Genomic DNA, 19,100 nt, shown 5'->3' with positions numbered 1-19,100 from the left:
CGACAATCCCCTCACCCCTGCCCCACGCAACAGCCGAAACAACAACGTTTCCGCCTGATCGTCGCGGTGCTGGGCGGTCATCAACACCTCATTGGCCTGAGTCGCCTCGATGAACGCGGCATATCGCGCATCCCGGGCGGCACGCTCAAGGCTGGCGCCGGATTGAACCTGCACACGAACAACCTGCAGCGGCACACCCAGCGCATCACAGACCGACTGACAATGATCCGGCCACGCATCAGCCACAGCCTGAAGGCCGTGATGAACATGGATGGCGCTTAGCGCCGGCAAGGATTCGGTTTTCGCGAGGTGTATGAGAAGGTGCAGCAGAACGGTGGAGTCGAGACCACCGGAGAAGGCGATGCGCCAGGCCGTAGCGTTGCGCCACGGTTTCAGATTCAGCAAAAGCCTGGCAGGCAAATCAATCATTGGCCGACTCATAGCGTTCCCTTTACACAAAACAAATGTGGGAGCGAGCCTGCTCGCGATAGCGGCATAACAGCCAACAGATTAGTTGAATGTTAAACCGCCATCGCGAGCAGGCTCGCTCCCACATAGGTAAAGCGAGGTCAGATCAGAGACCGTAGCTCATCAGACGCTCGTAACGACGAGCCAACAGCGCTTCGTTATCGAACTTCTTCAACATCGCCAGCTGCGAGCTCAGCTCGGCACGGATCGATGCAGCTGCAGCAGCCGGATTACGGTGTGCGCCACCCAAAGGCTCGCTGATCACTTTATCCACAATACCCAGGTGTTTCAGGCGCTCGGCAGTGATGCCCATGGCTTCAGCTGCGTCCGGCGCTTTTTCGGCGGTCTTCCACAGAATCGAGGCGCAACCTTCCGGCGAAATCACCGCGTAAGTCGAGTACTGCAGCATGTTCAGTTGATCGCAAACGCCGATCGCCAAAGCACCACCGGAACCACCTTCACCGATCACGGTGGCGATGATTGGGGTTTTCAGGCGCGCCATGACGCGCAGGTTCCAGGCAATCGCTTCACTCTGGTTGCGCTCTTCAGCGTCGATACCAGGGTAGGCGCCCGGGGTGTCGATGAAGGTCAGGATCGGCATTTTGAAACGTTCGGCCATTTCCATCAGGCGGCACGCCTTGCGGTAGCCTTCCGGACGCGGCATGCCGAAGTTGCGGCGAACTTTCTCGCGCACTTCACGGCCTTTCTGGTGACCGATGATCATTACCGGCTGGTCGTCCAGACGGGCAATGCCGCCCACGATCGCAGCGTCGTCGGAGAAGTGACGGTCGCCGTGCAGCTCGTCGAACTCGGTGAAGATGTGTTCGATGTAGTCCAGGGTGTACGGACGTTTCGGGTGACGCGCCAGACGCGCGATCTGCCAGCTGGTCAGCTTGCCGAAGATGTCTTCGGTCAGCGTGCTGCTTTTGTCCTGCAGGCGGGAGATCTCATCGCCGATATTCAGCGAATTGTCATTACCGACCAAGCGCAACTCTTCGATCTTGGCTTGCAGGTCGGCGATCGGCTGTTCGAAATCTAGAAAATTCGGGTTCATAGGCGTCCGTCTTGGGTCGACATCCAAGAGAGCTTGGGCCGGCCGGTTGTCTATTCGCGCCCTACCTTAAGGGAGAGGCGCGTTCAGGTCGAGATTAAAAATTCAGGTCGAGATCAGGCGCTTCTATAGCACCTGACCGTCAACGGTATTGGAGGAAGACGTTGTCTCGCCCGAACTGGTCACGCAGGGCTTGAATCAAGGCATCCGCCGGGTCGATCCGCCAGGTCTCGCCGAACTGCAGCAAGGCCTTCGCATCGGGACTGGTGTATTCCATGGTGATAGGGCACGCGCCACGGTGACGCTTGAACAACTCACCGAGCCAGCGTAGCTGATCGCCTTTCAAATCCTGGGTCTGCAGCTTCAAGCGCAGGCTTTCGGCCAGGTTGGTGCGTGCATCTTCCATGCTCATCACCCGCTTGACCCGCAGCCGCAAGCCACCGGAGAAATCGTCGTTACTGACTTCGCCTTCGACCACCACCATCGCGTCGGTCTGCAACAGCGACTGCGCCGAATGGAATGCTTCAGCGAACAGCGACGCTTCGATCCGGCCCGAGCGGTCGTCGAGGGTGATAAAACCCATCTTGTCGCCCTTTTTGTTCTTCATGACTCGCAGGGCGATGATCATGCCCGCAACGGTCTGGGTATCACGGGCCGGTTTCAGGTCAATGATGCGCTGACGGGCGAAACGGCGGATCTCACCTTCGTATTCATCGATCGGGTGACCGGTCAGGTACAGGCCCAGGGTGTCTTTCTCCCCTTTCAGGCGTTCCTTGAGGGTCAGTTCCTTGGCTTTGCGGTGATTGGCATAGACGTCGGCATCTTCTTCGACGAACAAACCGCCAAACAGGTCGACATGACCACTGTCGTGGGTACGCGCGGTTTGTTCGGCCGCCTTGATCGCCCCTTCCATGGCATTCAGCAAGACCGCTCGGTTGCGGTCGATATTGGCCTGATAGGCTTTCTGCTCGTCATGGAAGTAAGGGCCCAGACGATCCAGCGCACCGCTGCGGATCAAACCGTCCAGGGTGCGCTTGTTGATACGTTTGAGGTCGACACGGGCGCAGAAATCGAACAGATCCTTGAACGGACCTTCCTGACGCGCCTCGGTGATGGCTTCCACCGGACCTTCGCCCACACCTTTGATCGCGCCGAGGCCGTAAATAATCCGGCCTTCGTCATTCACCGTGAACTTGAACTCCGAAGTATTCACATCCGGCGCGTCGAGACGCAGCTTCATGGTGCGAATTTCTTCGATCAAGGTCACGACCTTGTCGGTGTTGTGCATATCCGCCGACAGTACCGCGGCCATGAATGGCGCCGGGTAGTGCGTTTTCAGCCAAGCGGTCTGGTATGACACCAGGCCATAAGCGGCGGAGTGGGATTTGTTGAAGCCGTAACCGGCGAATTTCTCTACCAGGTCAAAAATGTTACCGGCCAGGTCGGCGTCGATATTGTTGGTCTTGCAACCGTCAATGAAACCGCCGCGCTGCTTGGCCATTTCTTCGGGTTTTTTCTTACCCATGGCTCGACGCAGCATGTCCGCGCCGCCGAGGGTGTAACCGGCCATGACCTGAGCAATCTGCATCACCTGTTCCTGATACAGGATGATGCCGTAAGTCGGTGCCAGAACCGGCTTGAGGCCTTCGTACTGGTAGTCCGAGTGCGGGTACGCGAGTTCGGCGCGACCGTGCTTACGGTTGATAAAGTCGTCCACCATGCCCGATTGCAATGGGCCCGGACGGAACAGGGCCACCAGTGCGATCAAGTCTTCCAGGCAGTCGGGCTTGAGCTTTTTGATCAGCTCTTTCATGCCGCGCGACTCGAGCTGGAACACCGCGGTGGTTTCGGCTTTTTGCAGCAACTGGTAAGTCGGCTTGTCATCCAGCGGGATGAACGCGATATCCAGCGGCGGCTCATCAACCTTGGCGCGATCACGGTTGATGGTTTTCAGCGCCCAGTCGATGACCGTCAGGGTCCGCAGACCGAGGAAGTCGAACTTCACCAGGCCAGCAGCTTCAACGTCGTCCTTGTCGAACTGGGTGACCAGGCCATCACCGGCCTCATCGCAATAAATCGGCGAGAAGTCAGTCAGTTTGGTCGGGGCAATAACCACACCACCGGCGTGTTTGCCGACGTTACGCACAACGCCTTCAAGCTTGCGGGCCATTTCCCAGATTTCGGCGGCCTCTTCATCAACCTTGATGAAGTCACGCAGGATTTCTTCCTGTTCGTAGGCCTTTTCCAGGGTCATGCCGACTTCGAACGGGATCATCTTCGACAGACGATCCGCCAGACCGTAAGACTTGCCCTGCACCCGCGCCACGTCACGGACCACAGCCTTGGCCGCCATGGAACCGAAAGTGATGATCTGGCTTACCGCATTGCGGCCGTATTTTTCGGCCACGTAGTCGATTACACGGTCACGACCGTCCATGCAGAAGTCGACGTCGAAGTCGGGCATGGATACCCGTTCCGGGTTAAGGAAACGTTCGAACAGCAGGTCATATTCCAGCGGGTCAAGGTCGGTGATCTTCTGCACATAGGCCACCAGCGACCCGGCACCCGATCCACGGCCCGGCCCCACCGGCACGCCGTTGCTCTTGGCCCACTGGATAAAGTCCATAACGATCAGGAAGTAACCGGGGAAACCCATCTGGATGATGATATCCAGCTCGAAATTCAGCCGGTCGACGTAGACCTGACGCTTGGTTTCGTAGTCTTCGGTGGTGTCCCTGGGCAGCAGAACGCTGAGGCGATCTTCCAGGCCATCGAAGGAAACCTTGCGGAAATACTCGTCGATGGTCATGCCATCGGGGATCGGGAAGTTGGGCAGGAAGTGAGTGCCCAGCTTCACTTCGATGTTGCAGCGCTTGGCAATCTCGACGGTGTTTTCCAGCGCTTCGGGAATGTCGCTGAACAGCTCGGCCATTTCCTCGGCGCTTTTGAGGTATTGCTGATCGCTGTAATTTTTCGAACGCCGCGGATCGTCGAGGGCGCGGCCTTCACCGATGCAAACGCGGGTTTCGTGGGCGGCGAAGTCTTCCTGCTTGATGAAGCGCACGTCGTTGGTCGCGACCAGCGGCGCACCGATTTTTTCCGCCAGGGCCACGGCACCGTGCAACTGTTCTTCGTCGTTGGGGCGGTTGGTGCGCTGGATTTCCAGGTAGAAGCGATCCGGGAACACGGCCATCCATTCACGTGCCAGGTTTTCCGCTTCGGCCGGGTTGCCACTGAGCATCGCCAGGCCGATCTCGCCTTCTTTGGCCGCCGACAGCATGATCAAGCCTTCGCTGGCTTCGGCCACCCACTCACGCTCGATGATGACCGAGCCATTGCGCTGGCCGTCGATGAAGCCGCGAGAGATCAGTTCGGTGAGGTTGCGATAACCCACGGCGTTCATCGCCAGCAGGCTGATCCGGCTCAGAGCGTTATCCGGATCCTTGTTCGACAGCCACAGGTCGGCGCCACAGATCGGCTTGATCCCGGCGCCCATGGCGGCTTTGTAGAATTTGACCAGGGAACACATGTTGTTCTGGTCGGTGACCGCTACGGCAGGCATGTTCATGCCGACCAGGGTCTTGACCAGCGGTTTGATCCGCACAAGACCGTCGACCAGGGAATACTCAGTGTGCAGGCGTAGATGAACGAATGAAGCCGGCATAGTGATCCTGTCTAGAAACGTGAAGACAACAAGGCCCGGATTGTACCGGGCCTTGGCAAAAACATCAGCCTTGCGACTAACTCTCGATCAGGTTTTCCCGCGCCTCGTACGCCAGGCGAACCGGGGCGAACGAGCGGCGGTGAATCGGCGTTGGCCCCAAGCGGGCCAGCGCCTCCAGGTGAACGGGCGTCGGGTAGCCTTTGTGGCCGCCAATGCCGTAACCCGGGTAAATCAATTCGAACGCTGCCATCTCGCGGTCGCGGCTGACCTTGGCCAGAATCGACGCTGCAGCGATGGCCGGTACCTTGCCGTCGCCCTGCACCACCGCTTCGGCGCGCATGGACAGTTTCGGGCAGCGGTTGCCGTCGATCATCGCCAGTTTCGGCTGAATGTGCAGACCTTCGATGGCGCGCTGCATGGCCAGCATGGTGGCGTGCAAGATGTTCAGCTCGTCGATTTCTTCGACTTCAGCCCGGGCGATGCACCAGCTCAGGGCCTTTTCGCAGATTTCGTCATAGAGTTTTTCGCGGCGGGCTTCGGTGAGCTTCTTCGAGTCGTTCAGACCCAGGATCGGACGGCTCGGATCAAGGATCACGGCAGCCGTTACCACGGCGCCACAGAGTGGGCCGCGACCGACTTCGTCAACACCGGCAACCAATTCTTCAACTTCAGCGACCAAGGTGAAATCCAGCCCCATTTGCATGCTTGTTTTACTCATTGTACTTGGCCGATCAGGTTCAGCACTGCATCTGCAGCCTGGTTGGAGGCATCCAGACGAAGGGTCCGGTGGATTTCGTCGAAGCCGCGAGTCTGTTCTTCACCGCCTTCGATCAGTGGCGACAGCGTCTGGGCCAAGGCTTCAACCGTCGCATCGTCCTGCAACAACTCGGGCACCAACAGGCGCTGGGCCAGCAGGTTCGGCAAGGAGATGTAGGGACTTTTCACCATGCGCTTGAGAATCCAGAACGTCAGCGGTGCCAAGCGGTACGCGACCACCATCGGTCGTTTGTACAACAACGCTTCAAGCGTCGCCGTTCCGGAGGCAATCAGTACCGCGTCGCAGGCCGCCAGGGCCAGATGGGATTTGCCATCAAGCAATGTCAGCGGCAGATCGCGACCGGCCAGCAGCTCTTCAAGCTGGGCCCGGCGCTGCGGGCTCGCGCATGGCATGACGAAGCGTACGCCCGGACGCAGGGCCCGCAAGCGCTGGGCGGTATCGAGGAACAGCGCACCAAGACGCCCAACCTCACCGCCACGGCTGCCCGGCATCAGGGCAACCAGCGGCCCATCCGGCAAGCCAAGTTCGGCACGCGCTGCGGCGCGATCAGCCTCAAGCGGAATCGCATCGGCCAGGGAGTGCCCGACAAACCGCACCGGCACGCCCTTCTCTTCATAGAATTTCGCTTCGAACGGGAACAGCGTCAGCATCAGATCGCAGCCTTCGCGAATCTTCAGCACCCGTTTCTGCCGCCACGCCCAAACCGACGGGCTCACGTAATGCACGGTCTTGATCCCGGCCTGACGCAGCTTGAGTTCGATATTGAGGTTGAAGTCCGGGGCATCGATACCGATGAACACGTCCGGCTTCTCGGCGATCAGGTCGGCAACCAGTTTCTTGCGGCGTGCCAGCAACTCGCGCAAGCGGCCCAGCACTTCCACCAGGCCCATGACCGAAAGACGTTCCATCGGGAAATACGAAGTCAGGCCTTCGGCCTGCATCAGCGGACCACCGACACCGATGAACTCGACTGCCGGATGCTGTGCCTTGAGTGCGCGCATGAGACCCGCGCCAAGAATGTCGCCGGAAGCCTCACCCGCCACCAGCGCAATACGCAGATTAGCCATGATTAACGAGTGATGCCGCGGTTCGAAGACTGGATGGAATCACGGAATACCGCGACTTCCGGGAACTGATCCGAAGGCTCGGCCAGTTCGGCGAGTGCCTGTTCGACCGTCAGGCCCTGGCGATAAACCACCTTGTAGGCACGCCGTAGCGCGTGAATCGCATCTTCGCTGAAACCGCGACGGCGCATGCCTTCGAAGTTCATGCTGCGGGCTTCTGCCGGGTTGCCGAACACCGTGACGTAGGCCGGGACATCCTTGCCGATGGCGGTGCCCATACCGGAAAAGCTGTGGGCGCCGATGTGGCAATACTGGTGAACCAGGGTAAAACCGGACAGGATCGCCCAGTCTTCAACGTGCACATGGCCCGCCAACGCGGTGTTGTTGACCAGGATGCAGTGGTTGCCGATGACGCTGTCGTGGCCGATGTGGGCATAAGCCATGATCAGATTGTGATCACCCAGGGTTGTTTCAGAACGGTCCTGAACGGTCCCACGGTGAATCGTCACGCCTTCACGGATTACGTTGTGGTCACCGATGACCAGGCGAGTTTCTTCACCCTTGTATTTCAGATCGGGCGTGTCCTCACCTACCGAAGAGAACTGGTAGATGCGGTTGTGCTTTCCGATTCGGGTCGGGCCTTTGAGAATCACATGCGGCCCGATCACTGTCCCCTCGCCGATTTCCACACCTGCACCGATGATCGACCAAGGGCCGACCTCGACGCCGTCGGCCAGGATAGCCGTCGGATCGATGATTGCGCGAGGGTCAATCAAACTCATAGTTTGCGTTCCGCGCAGATGATTTCAGCAGAGCAGACTGGCTTGCCATCGACCGAAGCCTGGCACTCGAACTTCCAGATCTGACGCTTGCAACTGATGAAGCGGGCTTCGAGGATCAACTGATCGCCTGGGGTGACGGGCTGGCGAAAACGCAGCTTGTCGGAGCCAACAAAGTAGTAGAGCGTGCCGTCGGCTGGCTTCACGTCAAGCATTTTGAAGCCAAGGATACCGGCAGCCTGAGCCATCGCTTCGATGATCAATACGCCCGGCATGATTGGATGCGCGGGGAAGTGACCATTGAAGAACGGTTCGTTGATGCTGACATTCTTGTAGGCGCGAATGCGCTTGCCTTCCACATCCAGATCCACGACCCGGTCCACCAGCAGGAACGGGTAACGGTGAGGCAGGTATTCGCGAATCTCGTTGATGTCCATCATTTCGGGGGGAAGCCTATGTAAAGATTGGGAGGCGCGACTGACGCGCACCCCTCTAGCAAATCAAGGAGGCAGTCTAGCGGCTGTGCACACTTGATATGGAAATGGTATCAGCCATCTGATGAAGCATTACCGTCAGGGGTCACTTCCCCTACTCGCTTTTCCAGCTGTCGCAACCGCCGCGCGATGTCATCGAGCTGACGGATGCGTGCCGCGCTTTTGCGCCACTCGGCTGCCGGTTGCATGGCTGTACCGGAAGAATAGGAACCCTTTTCGGTAATCGAATGGGTCACCATGGTCATCCCGGTGATGAAAACGTTGTCGCAAATTTCGATATGCCCCACCAGCCCTACGCCACCGGCGAGCATGCAATGCTTGCCGATTTTGGTGCTGCCGGAGATTCCCACACACGCTGCCATGGCGGTGTGATCACCGACCTGCACGTTGTGGGCGATCTGAATCTGGTTGTCGAGCTTCACACCATTACCCAGAACGGTATCGGCCAGTGCACCGCGATCGATAGCTGTATTCACGCCAATCTCCACGTCGTCACCGACCAGCACACCACCGATCTGGGCGATCTTCTGCCAGACACCTTTCTCGTTGGCAAAACCGAACCCCTCGCCACCGAGCACCGCGCCGGATTGAATCACCACCCGCTTACCGATGCGCACGTCGTGATACAGCGTGACTCGCGGGGCCAACCAACCGCCCTCGCCAATCTCGCAGCGAGCACCGATGAAGCAGTGCGCGCCAATAGTCACACCCGCAGCAATACGCGCGCAGCTTTCGATCACCGCAAAGGCGCCAATGCTCGCCGCCGGATCGACCACTGCATCCGCTGCCACAACGGCTGTCGGATGAATACCGACAGCGGCCTTTGGCTTGGGATCGAACAGATGGGAAATCCGCGCGTAGGCCAGATACGGATCAGGCACGACCAGCGCATTACCTGCAAAACCTTCAGCATCAGCGGCCTTCAGCAACAACGCTGCGGCCCGGCTGTCCGCCAGGTATTTACGGTATTGGGGGTTTGCGAGAAAGCTCAACTGAGCTGGGCCAGCCTCTTGCAAAGTGGCTAGCCCAGTAATTTCTTTCTCCGGGTCGCCACGCAGTGTGGCGCCGAGGAACTCGGCCAATTGGCCGAGCTTTATAGTCGCTGTCATGGTTACTTCAGCTGATTCATGCGCTCGATAACCTGGCGAGTGATGTCGTACTGAGGTTTGACATCAATCACTGCGCCACGCTCGAAGACCAGGTCAAAAGCACCTTTCTTGATGACTTCTTCCACAGCGCTGTCCAGTTTCGGCTTGAGCTGCTTCAGCATTTCACGGTCGGCAACGGCTTTGGCTTCGTTCAGTTCCTTGGACTGGAACTGGAAGTCGCGGGCCTTTTGCTTGAACTCGAGCTCCAGGCGTTCACGCTCACCTTGCTGCATCTTGTCGCCGCCAGCCATCAGACGGTCCTGGATACCTTTGGCACTGCTTTCCAGAGTCTTGAGCTTGGTCAGCTGTGGGCCGAACTTCTTCTCGGCATCAACGGCGTACTTCTTGGCCGCATCCGATTCCAGCAGAGCCATCTGATAGTTCAGCACGGCGATTTTCATGTCGGCAAAAGCCGGACCTGCAACCAGTACGGTCGCCAGGAGAACCAATTGAGTCAACTTACGCACGATGCACTCCTACAAAATCCATTGTCGTTATCTTGGGTCAGACGCTTAGAACGTCTGGCCGAGGGAGAATTGGAACACTTGAGTCTCGGCATTGCTGTCCGGTTTTTTGACTGGCATCGCCAAGGCGAAGCTCAACGGACCCAGGGCGGTAACCCATGTCACACCGACACCTACCGAACTGGCCATATTGCTCAGGCTGACATCGTTACACTGAGTGTTGGACTGCGAACCATTGGCGTTAGTGCTCTGCTTGCAAGTCGAATCGAACACATTACCCACGTCCCAGAATACTGAAGTGCGCAAGGAACGCTGATCTTTCACGAAAGGCAGAGGGAACAGAACTTCTACACCACCCTGAATCAGGACGTTACCACCAAACGGTAGTGGATCCTGATCCGGGTCGGCTGTGGTCCCAGGGTTCACGCCACGGCTCGGAGTACTACGAGGCCCCAGAGTGCTGTCCTTGAAGCCACGTACCGAGTTGAAACCACCAGCATAGTAGTTTTCATAGAACGGCAAGCCATCGGTCGAACCATAACCATCGCCATAACCCAGCTCGGTGTGGAGGCGCATGGTGTAATTTTCAGACAGCGGCTGGAACAATTGACCGCGGTAATCGAGCTTGAAGAACGACAAGTCGCTGCCCGGCGTCGTGGCTTCCGCGGTCAAGCTCTGGGAGTGACCACGGGTTGCCAGTACACCTTTGTTCAAGGTGGACTCTGACCAACCAGCCGATGCCTTGAAGTTGAGGTACTGATCGCCTTCTTTGTTAACGAAGGCGAAAATCTCGTCAACGGTGTACTGACCAGTCTTGATCTTGTCTTCCTGTGCAGACAGACCGAAGGTCAGGCGCGAAGTCTCGCTGATCGGGTAACCAACGCTGACGCCTGCACCCAGACTGTCGACGGCGTAGCTGGCTACGTTGACATCGAGGTCTTTATAGTCGGTGGTGCGATAAAACGCGTTGTAACCCAGGCTCACGCCATCAGCAGTCCAGTACGGGTCGACATAACCGAAGTTATAGCGGCTCTGGTACTGACTGCGGGTCAAGCCGATGCTGACCTTGTTACCCGTACCCAGGAAGTTGTTCTGGGTGATCGAACCACCGAGGATCAGACCGGCGCTCTGGGCAAAACCAACGCTGGCGGTAATCGAACCGGAAGCCTGTTCTTCAACGCTGTAGTTCACGTCTACCTGGTCGTCGACGCCCGGCACGGCCGGTGTTTCGACGTTGACTTCCTTGAAGAAGCCCAGACGTTCTAGACGAGTCTTGGACTGGTCGATCAGGTAAGTCGAAGCCCAGCCACCTTCCATCTGACGCATTTCACGGCGCAGCACTTCGTCTTCGGACTTGGTGTTGCCACGGAAGTTGATGCGGTTTACGTAAGCACGCTTGCCCGGATCGACGGCGAACGTGATATCGACGGTGTGGTCTTCATCGTGAGGCTGAGGCACGCCATTGACGTTGGCGAAGGTGTAACCCTCGTTACCCAGACGGCGGGTGATCAGTTCGGACGTGGTGGTCATCAGTTTGCGCGAGAACACCTGGCCTTTCTGGACCAGCAGCAGAGACTTGACCTGGTCCTCAGGGACTTTCAGGTCACCGCTCAGCTTGACGTCACGGACGGTGTACTTCTCGCCTTCATTGACGTTGACGGTGATATAGACGTGCTTCTTGTCCGGGGTGATGGACACCTGGGTCGAAGCGATATCCATGTTGATATAACCACGGTCCAGGTAGTAGGAGCGCAGACGCTCCAGGTCACCGGAAAGTTTTTCACGAGCGTACTTGTCATCGTTCTTGAAGAACGACAGCCAGTTGGTGGTCTTGAGTTCAAACAGGTCGGTCAGGTCTTCTTCAGGGAAGACGGTGTTACCCACCACGTTGATGTGCTGGATAGCAGCAACGGTGCCTTCGTTGATGTTGACCTTCAACGCAACGCGGTTGCGCGGCTGCGGCACCACTTCGGTGTCGACGGTGGCCGAGTAGCGACCCTGAGCGACGTATTGACGCTGCAGCTCGTTACGCACACCTTCGAGGGTGGCGCGCTGGAAGATCTCGCCTTCGGCCAGACCGGATTGTTTGAGGCCTTTCATCAGGTCTTCAGTGGAGATCGCCTTGTTACCCTCGATCTCGATACTGGCGACCGACGGGCGCTCGACTACAGTGATGACCAGGACGTTGCCTTCGCGGCCCAGCTGGATATCTTGAAAGAAACCGGTTTTGAACAACGCACGAGTGGATTCCACCAGGCGACGATCATCCGCCTGTTCACCGACGTTCAACGGCAAAGCACCAAAGACGCTACCCGCGGAGACCCGCTGGAGGCCATTGACGCGAATATCAGAGATAGTGAAGGACTCGGCGTGAACTTCGGCGATCATCAATACGGTGAGAACCGCAGTTAGCAGCAGACGTTTCATGAAGTCCTTTCTTATTCCAACTGGCAATAAACAAACTGCCGCAAAATGCGGCAGATTCGCAATTCAGCGAAGCGTTACAGTCGACCCAGATCATTGACAAGAGCAAGCAACATCACCCCGATCACCAAACTGATACCGATCTGTATCCCCCAACCCTGCACCCGATCCGACAAGGGGCGACCACGCGCCCACTCGATCAGATAAAACAACAAATGTCCCCCATCCAGTACAGGAATGGGCAACAAATTCAGAACCCCCAAGCTAATACTCAGATAAGCAAGGAAATTCAGGAAATCAGCGACACCCGACTGGGCAGAAGCGCCCGCCACTTTAGCAATGGTTATCGGTCCACTCAAGTTTTTTACCGAGAGCTCACCGAACAACATTTTCTTGAGCGAATCGAGGGTCAGTACGCTCATGGTCCAGGTGCGTCGAGCACCCTCCCCAATTGCTGCCACAGGACCATAACTAACTTCGCGAATCATCTCTGGCGGCCAATCAACTGCCTTCACCCCTGCCCCCAGATAACCACTGGGTGCCTTCTTCTCGCCGCGAGCGGCCAGCGTCACAGGGACGTCGATTTGAGCACCATCACGCTCGACGCGCAGCATGATTTTGGTATCAGGGTGCATACGGACCGTGTCCACCACCTGCTGCCAGTCATCAAGCGACTTGCCGTCCAGAACCAACAGTCGGTCACCGGTCTTCAGGCCAGCAGCCTGTGCCGGGCCTTTCGGATCAAGTTCGGCCAGGACCGGTGGCAGCGCCGGACGCCAAGGGCGCAAGCCCAGCGAACGAATCGGATCCGGCTCATCGGCACCCTTGAGCCATTTATCCAGCATCAGTTCACGGGGCGAATCCACTGTGGAACCCTGATCACGGACCAGCAACTGCAGGGAACCGCTCTCCCCAAGACGACGGACCAACTGCAGGTTCACCGCAGCCCAACCGGAAGTTGGTTCGCCATCGATGGCAATGATTTCCTGGCCCGCGCTCAAACCAGCCTTGGCAGCGATACTGCCGGATTCGACCGCACCAATGACCGGGCGCACTTGCTCGCTGCCGAGCATGGCGAGCCCCCAGAAAAAAATCATCGCCAATAAAAAGTTGGCAATCGGACCCGCCGATACGATAGCGATACGCTGGCGGACGGATTTGCGATTGAAGGTTTGATCGAGCTGATCAGCCGGCACTTCGCCTTCGCGCTCATCGAGCATTTTCACGTAACCGCCCAGCGGGATCGCGGCGACGACGAACTCAGTGCCCTTCTTGTCGTGCCAGCGCAGCAACGGCATACCGAAGCCCACGGAGAAACGCAGCACTTTGACCCCACAGCGACGTGCGACCCAAAAATGGCCGAATTCGTGAAAGGTGACCAGCACGCCCAAAGCCACCAGGGTGCCGACAATCATATAGAGCGCGCTCATCTACTTTCTCCGCAATCCTGTCCAGTGCCGCATGGGTCAACGTATTGCAGCACTTACCGCCCGTGACGACTCAACCATTGTTCGGCCAGTACTCGCGCTTTCGCGTCGGCCGTGAACACTGCCTCGAGATCATCAACCGCAACCACGGGCTCGAGATTCAATACTTCTTCGATGATACTCGCGATTTCCGGGTAGCGAACCCGCCCGTCGAGAAAGGCCGCGACCGCCACTTCATTCGCTGCATTGAGCATGGCCGGCGCGCTGTTGCCGGATTCGGCCGCCTGACGCGCAAGGCGCAGACACGGGAATCGCTCTTCATCAGGCGCCTGGAAGTCCAACCGCGCAATTGCAAACAGGTCCAGCGGCGCAACACCCGAGTCGATTCGCTCAGGCCAAGCCAGCGCGTTGGCGATCGGCGTGCGCATGTCAGGGTTACCTAACTGGGCCAATACAGAACCGTCGATGTAATCGACCAGTGAATGAATCACGCTTTGAGGATGAATCACCACTTCGACCTGGGACGGCTTGGCATTAAACAGCCAGCAGGCTTCGATCAGCTCCAGCCCCTTGTTCATCATGCTGGCCGAATCCACCGAAATCTTGCGCCCCATGGACCAGTTCGGATGGGCGCACGCTTGCTCAGGGGAAACATGCACCAGTTCAGCCATAGGTGTCTGTCGGAACGGACCACCAGAGGCCGTGAGTAAAATCCGACGCACCCCGACGGCACCCAGTCCACGAGCGAAATCCTGTGGCATGCACTGGAAAATCGCATTGTGTTCGCTGTCGATGGGCAGCAACACCGAACCACTCTTGTGCACCGCCTGCATGAACAGCGCACCGGACATCACCAATGCTTCTTTGTTGGCCAGGAGAATTTTCTTGCCGGCTTCGACCGCCGCCAGAGTTGGTCGCAAGCCCGCAGCGCCAACGATAGCCGCCATGACCGCATCGACCTCAGGATCGGAAGCAACCTGACACAGGCCTTCCTCACCCACCAGCACGCGAGTCGACAGGCCTGCGGCGCGCAAGTCGTCCTGCAAGCCTCGGGCAGCAACCGCCTCGGGTACCACGGCGAAGCGCGGCGTATGACGAATGCACAGCGCCAACAGCTCGCTCAAACGGGTGAAACCGCTCAAGGCGAAAACCTGATAACGCTCAGGATGGCGAGCGATGACGTCAAGCGTGCTCAGACCAATCGAACCGGTCGCCCCCAGGACGGTAATCTGCTGCGGGCGGCTCACGGTGCCGCCATCCACAGGAGCACAGCGAATACCGGAATCGCTGCCGTCAGGCTGTCGATACGGTCCAGCACGCCGCCATGCCCCGGAAGCAGATTACTGCTGTCCTTGATCCCGGACTGACGCTTGAACATGCTTTCGGTGAGATCGCCTACCACCGAGATAAATACGATGATGGCTGCACCTATCAGACCTTTAAACAGCTGCGCCACCGTCCAGTCTCGAACCAGACCGACAATGACAGTAATGACCAGACTCGCCACGAGGCCGCCGTAGACACCCTCCCAGCTTTTGCCGGGACTGACCTGTGGCGCCAGCTTGCGCTTGCCAAAAGCCCGGCCCGAGAAATAAGCACCGATATCAGCGCCCCAGACCAGCACCATCACCGCCATGATCAGCCAGTTGCCCAAAGGCTCCTGTTTGATCTGAATCAGACCTTGCCAGGCGGGCAGCAGGATCAGCAGACCGATCATCAGCTTGCAGGCAGCGCTGGACCAAAGCTCGCTGGAGCGCGGATACGTCAGCACCAGATAGGTTGCAACGCCCCACCAAAGCACCGAAGCGCCCAACACCCAAGGCGCGAGCCCGGGCACGATATGCATGACAAACAGCATCAGCGCGACCACAGCCGCATAGGCAAGGCGGATCGGTTGCTCAGTGAAGCCCGCCAGGCGAGCCCATTCCCACGCACCGAGAGTCACGACCAGCCCGATGAACAGCGCGAAACCGGTGCCCTCGAGCAGGAAAAACCCGCACAAGGCAATCGGCAGCAGGATCAGCGCAGTGATGATTCGTTGTTTAAGCATTAAACCCGGGCTCCAGCCTCGACCTGCTCGCTCGTTTTACCGAAACGGCGCTGCCGAGAAGCAAAATCGGCCAGCGCGGTACGCATGGCATCGTGTTTGAAGTCCGGCCAGAACAGGTCGGAGAAGTACAACTCGGCGTAAGCCAGTTGCCACAGCAGGAAGTTACTGATGCGGTGCTCGCCACCGGTACGGATGCACAAGTCCGGCAACGGCAAATCGCCGGTCGCCAGACAGGTTTGCAACAGTTCCGGGGTAATGTCTTCCGGACGCAGGTGCCCGGCCTGGACTTCCCGAGCCAGACGCTGTGCGGCCTGCGCGATATCCCACTGTCCGCCATAGTTGGCAGCGATCTGCAGAATGAAGCGATTGGTGCCCGCCGTCATTGCCTCAGCTTCACGCATGGCAGCCTGAAGCTCCGGATGAAAACGCGAACGGTCGCCAATGATGCGCAAACTGATGTTGTTGTCGTTGAGGCGTTTGGCCTCGCGACGCAGCGCCTTGAAGAACAAATCCATCAAGGCACTGACTTCATCGGCCGGGCGCTGCCAGTTCTCACTGGAGAACGCGAACAGGGTCAGTACTTCGACCTTGGCCTCGGCACACACCTCAATCACCGCCCGCACTGCATCCACGCCCGCTTTATGCCCGGCGACACCCGGCATAAAGCGTTTTTTCGCCCAGCGATTATTACCATCCATGATGATCGCGACATGGCGCGGCACCGCGGCCGGTGCAGTCTGCTTTGTCTTATCCATTAAAACGTGACCCTTATACGGCCATCAGGTCTTTTTCTTTCTGCGCCAAATTCGCGTCGATTTCAGCCACGTATTTTTTGGTCAGATCATCAATTTCGCCAGTGGCGCGACGTTCTTCGTCTTCACTGATTTCTTTTTCCTTGACCAGATCCTTCAGCTGGCTGTTCGCATCACGACGGATGTTGCGCACTGCAACACGGGCATCTTCAGCGACATCGCGAGCCTGCTTGGTGAAGCCCTTACGGGTTTCTTCGGTCAGGGCCGGCATGGAGATCAGCAGCAACTCACCCAGGTTGGTCGGGTTGAGGTTCAGACCCGCGCTACCGATGGCCTTGTCGACAGCACCGAGCATGTTGCGCTCAAAGGCAACAACTTGCAGGGTACGGGCGTCTTTGACGGTGATGTTCGCTACCTGCTTGATCGGAGTGTCGGAACCGTAATACGGCACCATCACACCTTCAAGAATGCTTGGATGCGCCTGGCCAGTACGAATACGGCCGAAGTTGTGCATCAGCGACTCGACGGATTTCTGCATACGCTCTTTAGCGTCTTTCTTGATTTCGTTGATCATTGTTGGCCTTCCTCGATCAGGGTCCCTTCAGCGCCGCCGTGCACGATATTCAGCAGGGCGCCGGGCTTGTTCATGTTAAATACGCGCAACGGCATCTTGTGGTCGCGGCACAGGCAAATAGCGGTCAGATCCATCACGCCCAGCTTGCGATCCAGCACTTCATCGTACGTCAGATGATCGAACTTCTCGGCATGCGGGTCTTTGAATGGGTCAGCGGTGTAGACGCCATCGACCTTGGTCGCCTTGAGCACGACATCGGCATCGATTTCGATTGCACGCAAGCACGCTGCCGAATCCGTGGTGAAGAACGGATTGCCGGTACCGGCCGCGAAAATCACGACGTCCTTGGCGTTCAAGTGGCGCATGGCTTTGCGGCGATCATAGTGATCGGTTACGCCAACCATGGAAATGGCCGACATCACGATGGCCGAGATATTGGCACGTTCCAGCGCATCGCGCATGGCCAGGGCGTTCATCACAGTGGCCAGCATGCCCATGTGGTCGCCGGTAACCCGATCCATGCCGGCCGCGCTCAGCGCTGCACCACGAAACAGGTTGCCGCCGCCGATCACCAGACCGACCTGAACACCGATGCCGACCAGTTGACCGACTTCCAGCGCCATGCGATCCAGAACTTTCGGATCGATCCCGAACTCTTCCGAGCCCATCAGGGCCTCGCCGCTAAGCTTGAGTAGAATGCGTTTATAGCGAGCCTGATAACCACTGCCCTGCTGAGCCATTGCGAATCTCTCCTGCGGCGTATTTTAAAAATTCTTTGCGAGCTGTTTACAGCTGGCGTTCACTCTAACTTGGCACTGCTTCAGCGCCATCGGAACATGGCTTTGTAAGCCAGTTCCAAAAGGAAACCAATTAAAAATTGGTGCCCCATCTGAAAAGAGGCTGCGCGCGTGAGCGGGCAGCCTCTTCAGGGCGACAGTTAAAAAACCGTCTTATTGCTTGGCGGCAGCCAGCTGGGCAGCAACTTCTTCAGCGAAGTTGTCGACCGGCTTCTCGATGCCTTCGCCTACTTTGAAGTAGGTGAAAGAAACGATTTCAGCACCGGCTTTCTTGGCCAGTTCGCCAACCTTGATTTCAGGGTTCTTGACGAACGCCTGCTCAACCAGGCTCGCTTCAGCCAGGAACTTGCTGATACGACCTTTGACCATGTTTTCAACGATGTTTTCTGGCTTGCCAGCGATCTTGTCAGCGTTGAGGGTCAGGAACACGCCTTTCTCACGCTCGACCGCTTCAGCGGAAACTTCCGATGGCAGCAGGAATTCAGGGTTGGTGGCCGCTACGTGCATAGCGATATCCTTGGCCAGCTCAACGGTGCCGCCTTTCAGAACAACCGCAACACCGATCTTGTTGCCGTGCAGGTAACCACCAACAACATCACCTTCAACGCGAGCCAGGCGACGGATGTTGACGTTTTCGCCAACCTTGCCGACCAGAACCAGGCGATCAGCTTCTTGAGCTTCGATCAGCGGAGCGACGTCAGTCAGTTTGTCAGCGAACGCTTTTTCAACGCTGCCAGCAACAAATGCCTTGAAGTCGTCCTGCAGAGCCAGGAAGTCGGTCTGCGAGTTCACTTCCAGCAGAACGGCGGTTTTACCGTCTTCCTTCAGAGCGATCGCGCCTTCAGCGGCAACGTTGCCAGCTTTCTTGGCAGCCTTGATGGCGCCCGAAGCACGCATGTCATCAATGGCTTTTTCGATGTCGCCGCCAGCCTTGGTCAAGGCCTTTTTGCAGTCCATCATGCCTTCGCCAGTACGCTCGCGCAGTTCTTTGACCAACGCTGCAGTAATCTCTGCCATTTCAAAATTCCTCTTGGATAGGTTTTCAACCATTCCACCCGATCGAACGGGCGATCAATTCTTCCCGAACCACCCTTGCTGGCTGCAGCAGGTTACAAAGGCTGTAACTGCGCTGCCGACAAACGGTTTTCGAGGTGGCAAAAAGGGGG

General features: G+C 57.7%; 17 protein-coding genes. All 17 read right to left on the bottom strand.

Translation table 11 applies throughout. From position 1 onward, the window contains the following. Positions 1–441: tRNA lysidine(34) synthetase TilS (gene tilS, locus KGB03_RS19105; RefSeq protein WP_223528227.1), on the bottom strand; the 441-nt coding region annotated here is incomplete at its 3' end. Between the two features lie 133 nt (positions 442–574). After that, complete coding sequence (locus KGB03_RS19100) at positions 575–1,522, bottom strand: acetyl-CoA carboxylase carboxyltransferase subunit alpha (RefSeq protein WP_218536292.1); 948 nt, start codon at positions 1,520–1,522, stop codon at positions 575–577. A gap of 139 nt (positions 1,523–1,661) precedes the next feature. After that, positions 1,662–5,183: a DNA polymerase III subunit alpha gene (dnaE, locus tag KGB03_RS19095; protein WP_218536291.1), complete on the bottom strand. Its 3,522-nt coding sequence runs from the start codon at positions 5,181–5,183 to the stop codon at positions 1,662–1,664. A gap of 76 nt (positions 5,184–5,259) precedes the next feature. Beyond that, complete coding sequence (gene rnhB / locus KGB03_RS19090) at positions 5,260–5,886, bottom strand: ribonuclease HII (protein WP_008154045.1); 627 nt, start codon at positions 5,884–5,886, stop codon at positions 5,260–5,262. 11 nt (positions 5,887–5,897) lie between these two features. Next, positions 5,898–7,028, bottom strand: a complete 1,131-nt coding sequence (lpxB, locus tag KGB03_RS19085; RefSeq protein WP_111451007.1) for a lipid-A-disaccharide synthase — start codon at positions 7,026–7,028, stop codon at positions 5,898–5,900. A 2-nt stretch (positions 7,029–7,030) separates the two neighbouring features. Continuing rightward, positions 7,031–7,807 carry an acyl-ACP--UDP-N-acetylglucosamine O-acyltransferase gene (gene lpxA / locus KGB03_RS19080; RefSeq protein WP_111451008.1) on the bottom strand — a complete coding sequence of 259 codons (777 nt, stop codon included), beginning with the start codon at positions 7,805–7,807 and terminating at the stop codon, positions 7,031–7,033. Further along, positions 7,804–8,244: a 3-hydroxyacyl-ACP dehydratase FabZ gene (gene fabZ / locus KGB03_RS19075; protein ID WP_008154051.1), complete on the bottom strand. Its 441-nt coding sequence runs from the start codon at positions 8,242–8,244 to the stop codon at positions 7,804–7,806. The genes lpxA and fabZ overlap by 4 nt, the downstream gene beginning before the upstream one ends. Before the next feature lie 107 nt (positions 8,245–8,351). Then, the gene (gene lpxD / locus KGB03_RS19070) at positions 8,352–9,407 is read right to left on the bottom strand and encodes a UDP-3-O-(3-hydroxymyristoyl)glucosamine N-acyltransferase (RefSeq protein ID WP_192406384.1); all 1,056 of its coding nucleotides are present in this window, start codon (positions 9,405–9,407) and stop codon (positions 8,352–8,354) included. A 2-nt stretch (positions 9,408–9,409) separates the two neighbouring features. Further along, the gene (locus KGB03_RS19065; protein WP_008028980.1) at positions 9,410–9,913 is read right to left on the bottom strand and encodes an OmpH family outer membrane protein; all 504 of its coding nucleotides are present in this window, start codon (positions 9,911–9,913) and stop codon (positions 9,410–9,412) included. Between the two features lie 45 nt (positions 9,914–9,958). Beyond that, a complete protein-coding gene (bamA, locus tag KGB03_RS19060; protein ID WP_192406382.1) occupies positions 9,959–12,337 on the bottom strand; it encodes an outer membrane protein assembly factor BamA in 2,379 nt (792 codons plus the stop codon). Between the two features lie 74 nt (positions 12,338–12,411). Further along, positions 12,412–13,764, bottom strand: coding sequence for an RIP metalloprotease RseP (gene rseP / locus KGB03_RS19055; protein ID WP_223528224.1), 1,353 nt, complete (start codon positions 13,762–13,764; stop codon positions 12,412–12,414). A 53-nt stretch (positions 13,765–13,817) separates the two neighbouring features. After that, a complete protein-coding gene (gene ispC, locus KGB03_RS19050) occupies positions 13,818–15,008 on the bottom strand; it encodes a 1-deoxy-D-xylulose-5-phosphate reductoisomerase (protein WP_192406378.1) in 1,191 nt (396 codons plus the stop codon). Continuing rightward, positions 15,005–15,811 carry a phosphatidate cytidylyltransferase gene (locus KGB03_RS19045; RefSeq protein ID WP_218536288.1) on the bottom strand — a complete coding sequence of 269 codons (807 nt, stop codon included), beginning with the start codon at positions 15,809–15,811 and terminating at the stop codon, positions 15,005–15,007. The genes ispC and KGB03_RS19045 overlap by 4 nt, the downstream gene beginning before the upstream one ends. Beyond that, a complete protein-coding gene (gene uppS / locus KGB03_RS19040; protein ID WP_111451013.1) occupies positions 15,811–16,566 on the bottom strand; it encodes a polyprenyl diphosphate synthase in 756 nt (251 codons plus the stop codon). Before uppS ends, KGB03_RS19045 begins: the two co-directional genes overlap by 1 nt. A gap of 13 nt (positions 16,567–16,579) precedes the next feature. Next, positions 16,580–17,137 (bottom strand): ribosome recycling factor, encoded by a 558-nt coding sequence (gene frr / locus KGB03_RS19035; protein ID WP_008028968.1) that lies wholly within the window; start codon positions 17,135–17,137, stop codon positions 16,580–16,582. Then, positions 17,134–17,877 (bottom strand): UMP kinase, encoded by a 744-nt coding sequence (gene pyrH / locus KGB03_RS19030; RefSeq protein WP_003440426.1) that lies wholly within the window; start codon positions 17,875–17,877, stop codon positions 17,134–17,136. The genes frr and pyrH overlap by 4 nt, the downstream gene beginning before the upstream one ends. A gap of 210 nt (positions 17,878–18,087) precedes the next feature. Continuing rightward, the gene (gene tsf, locus KGB03_RS19025) at positions 18,088–18,951 is read right to left on the bottom strand and encodes a translation elongation factor Ts (RefSeq protein WP_111451014.1); all 864 of its coding nucleotides are present in this window, start codon (positions 18,949–18,951) and stop codon (positions 18,088–18,090) included. Positions 18,952–19,100 lie beyond the last annotated feature (149 nt).

Source organism: Pseudomonas sp. BF-B-26, from assembly GCF_019956495.1.
Taxonomy (GTDB): Bacteria; Pseudomonadota; Gammaproteobacteria; order Pseudomonadales; family Pseudomonadaceae; genus Aquipseudomonas.
Note: the sequence above shows the minus strand (reverse complement) of the source record. Positions and strands in the feature narration are given on the sequence as shown.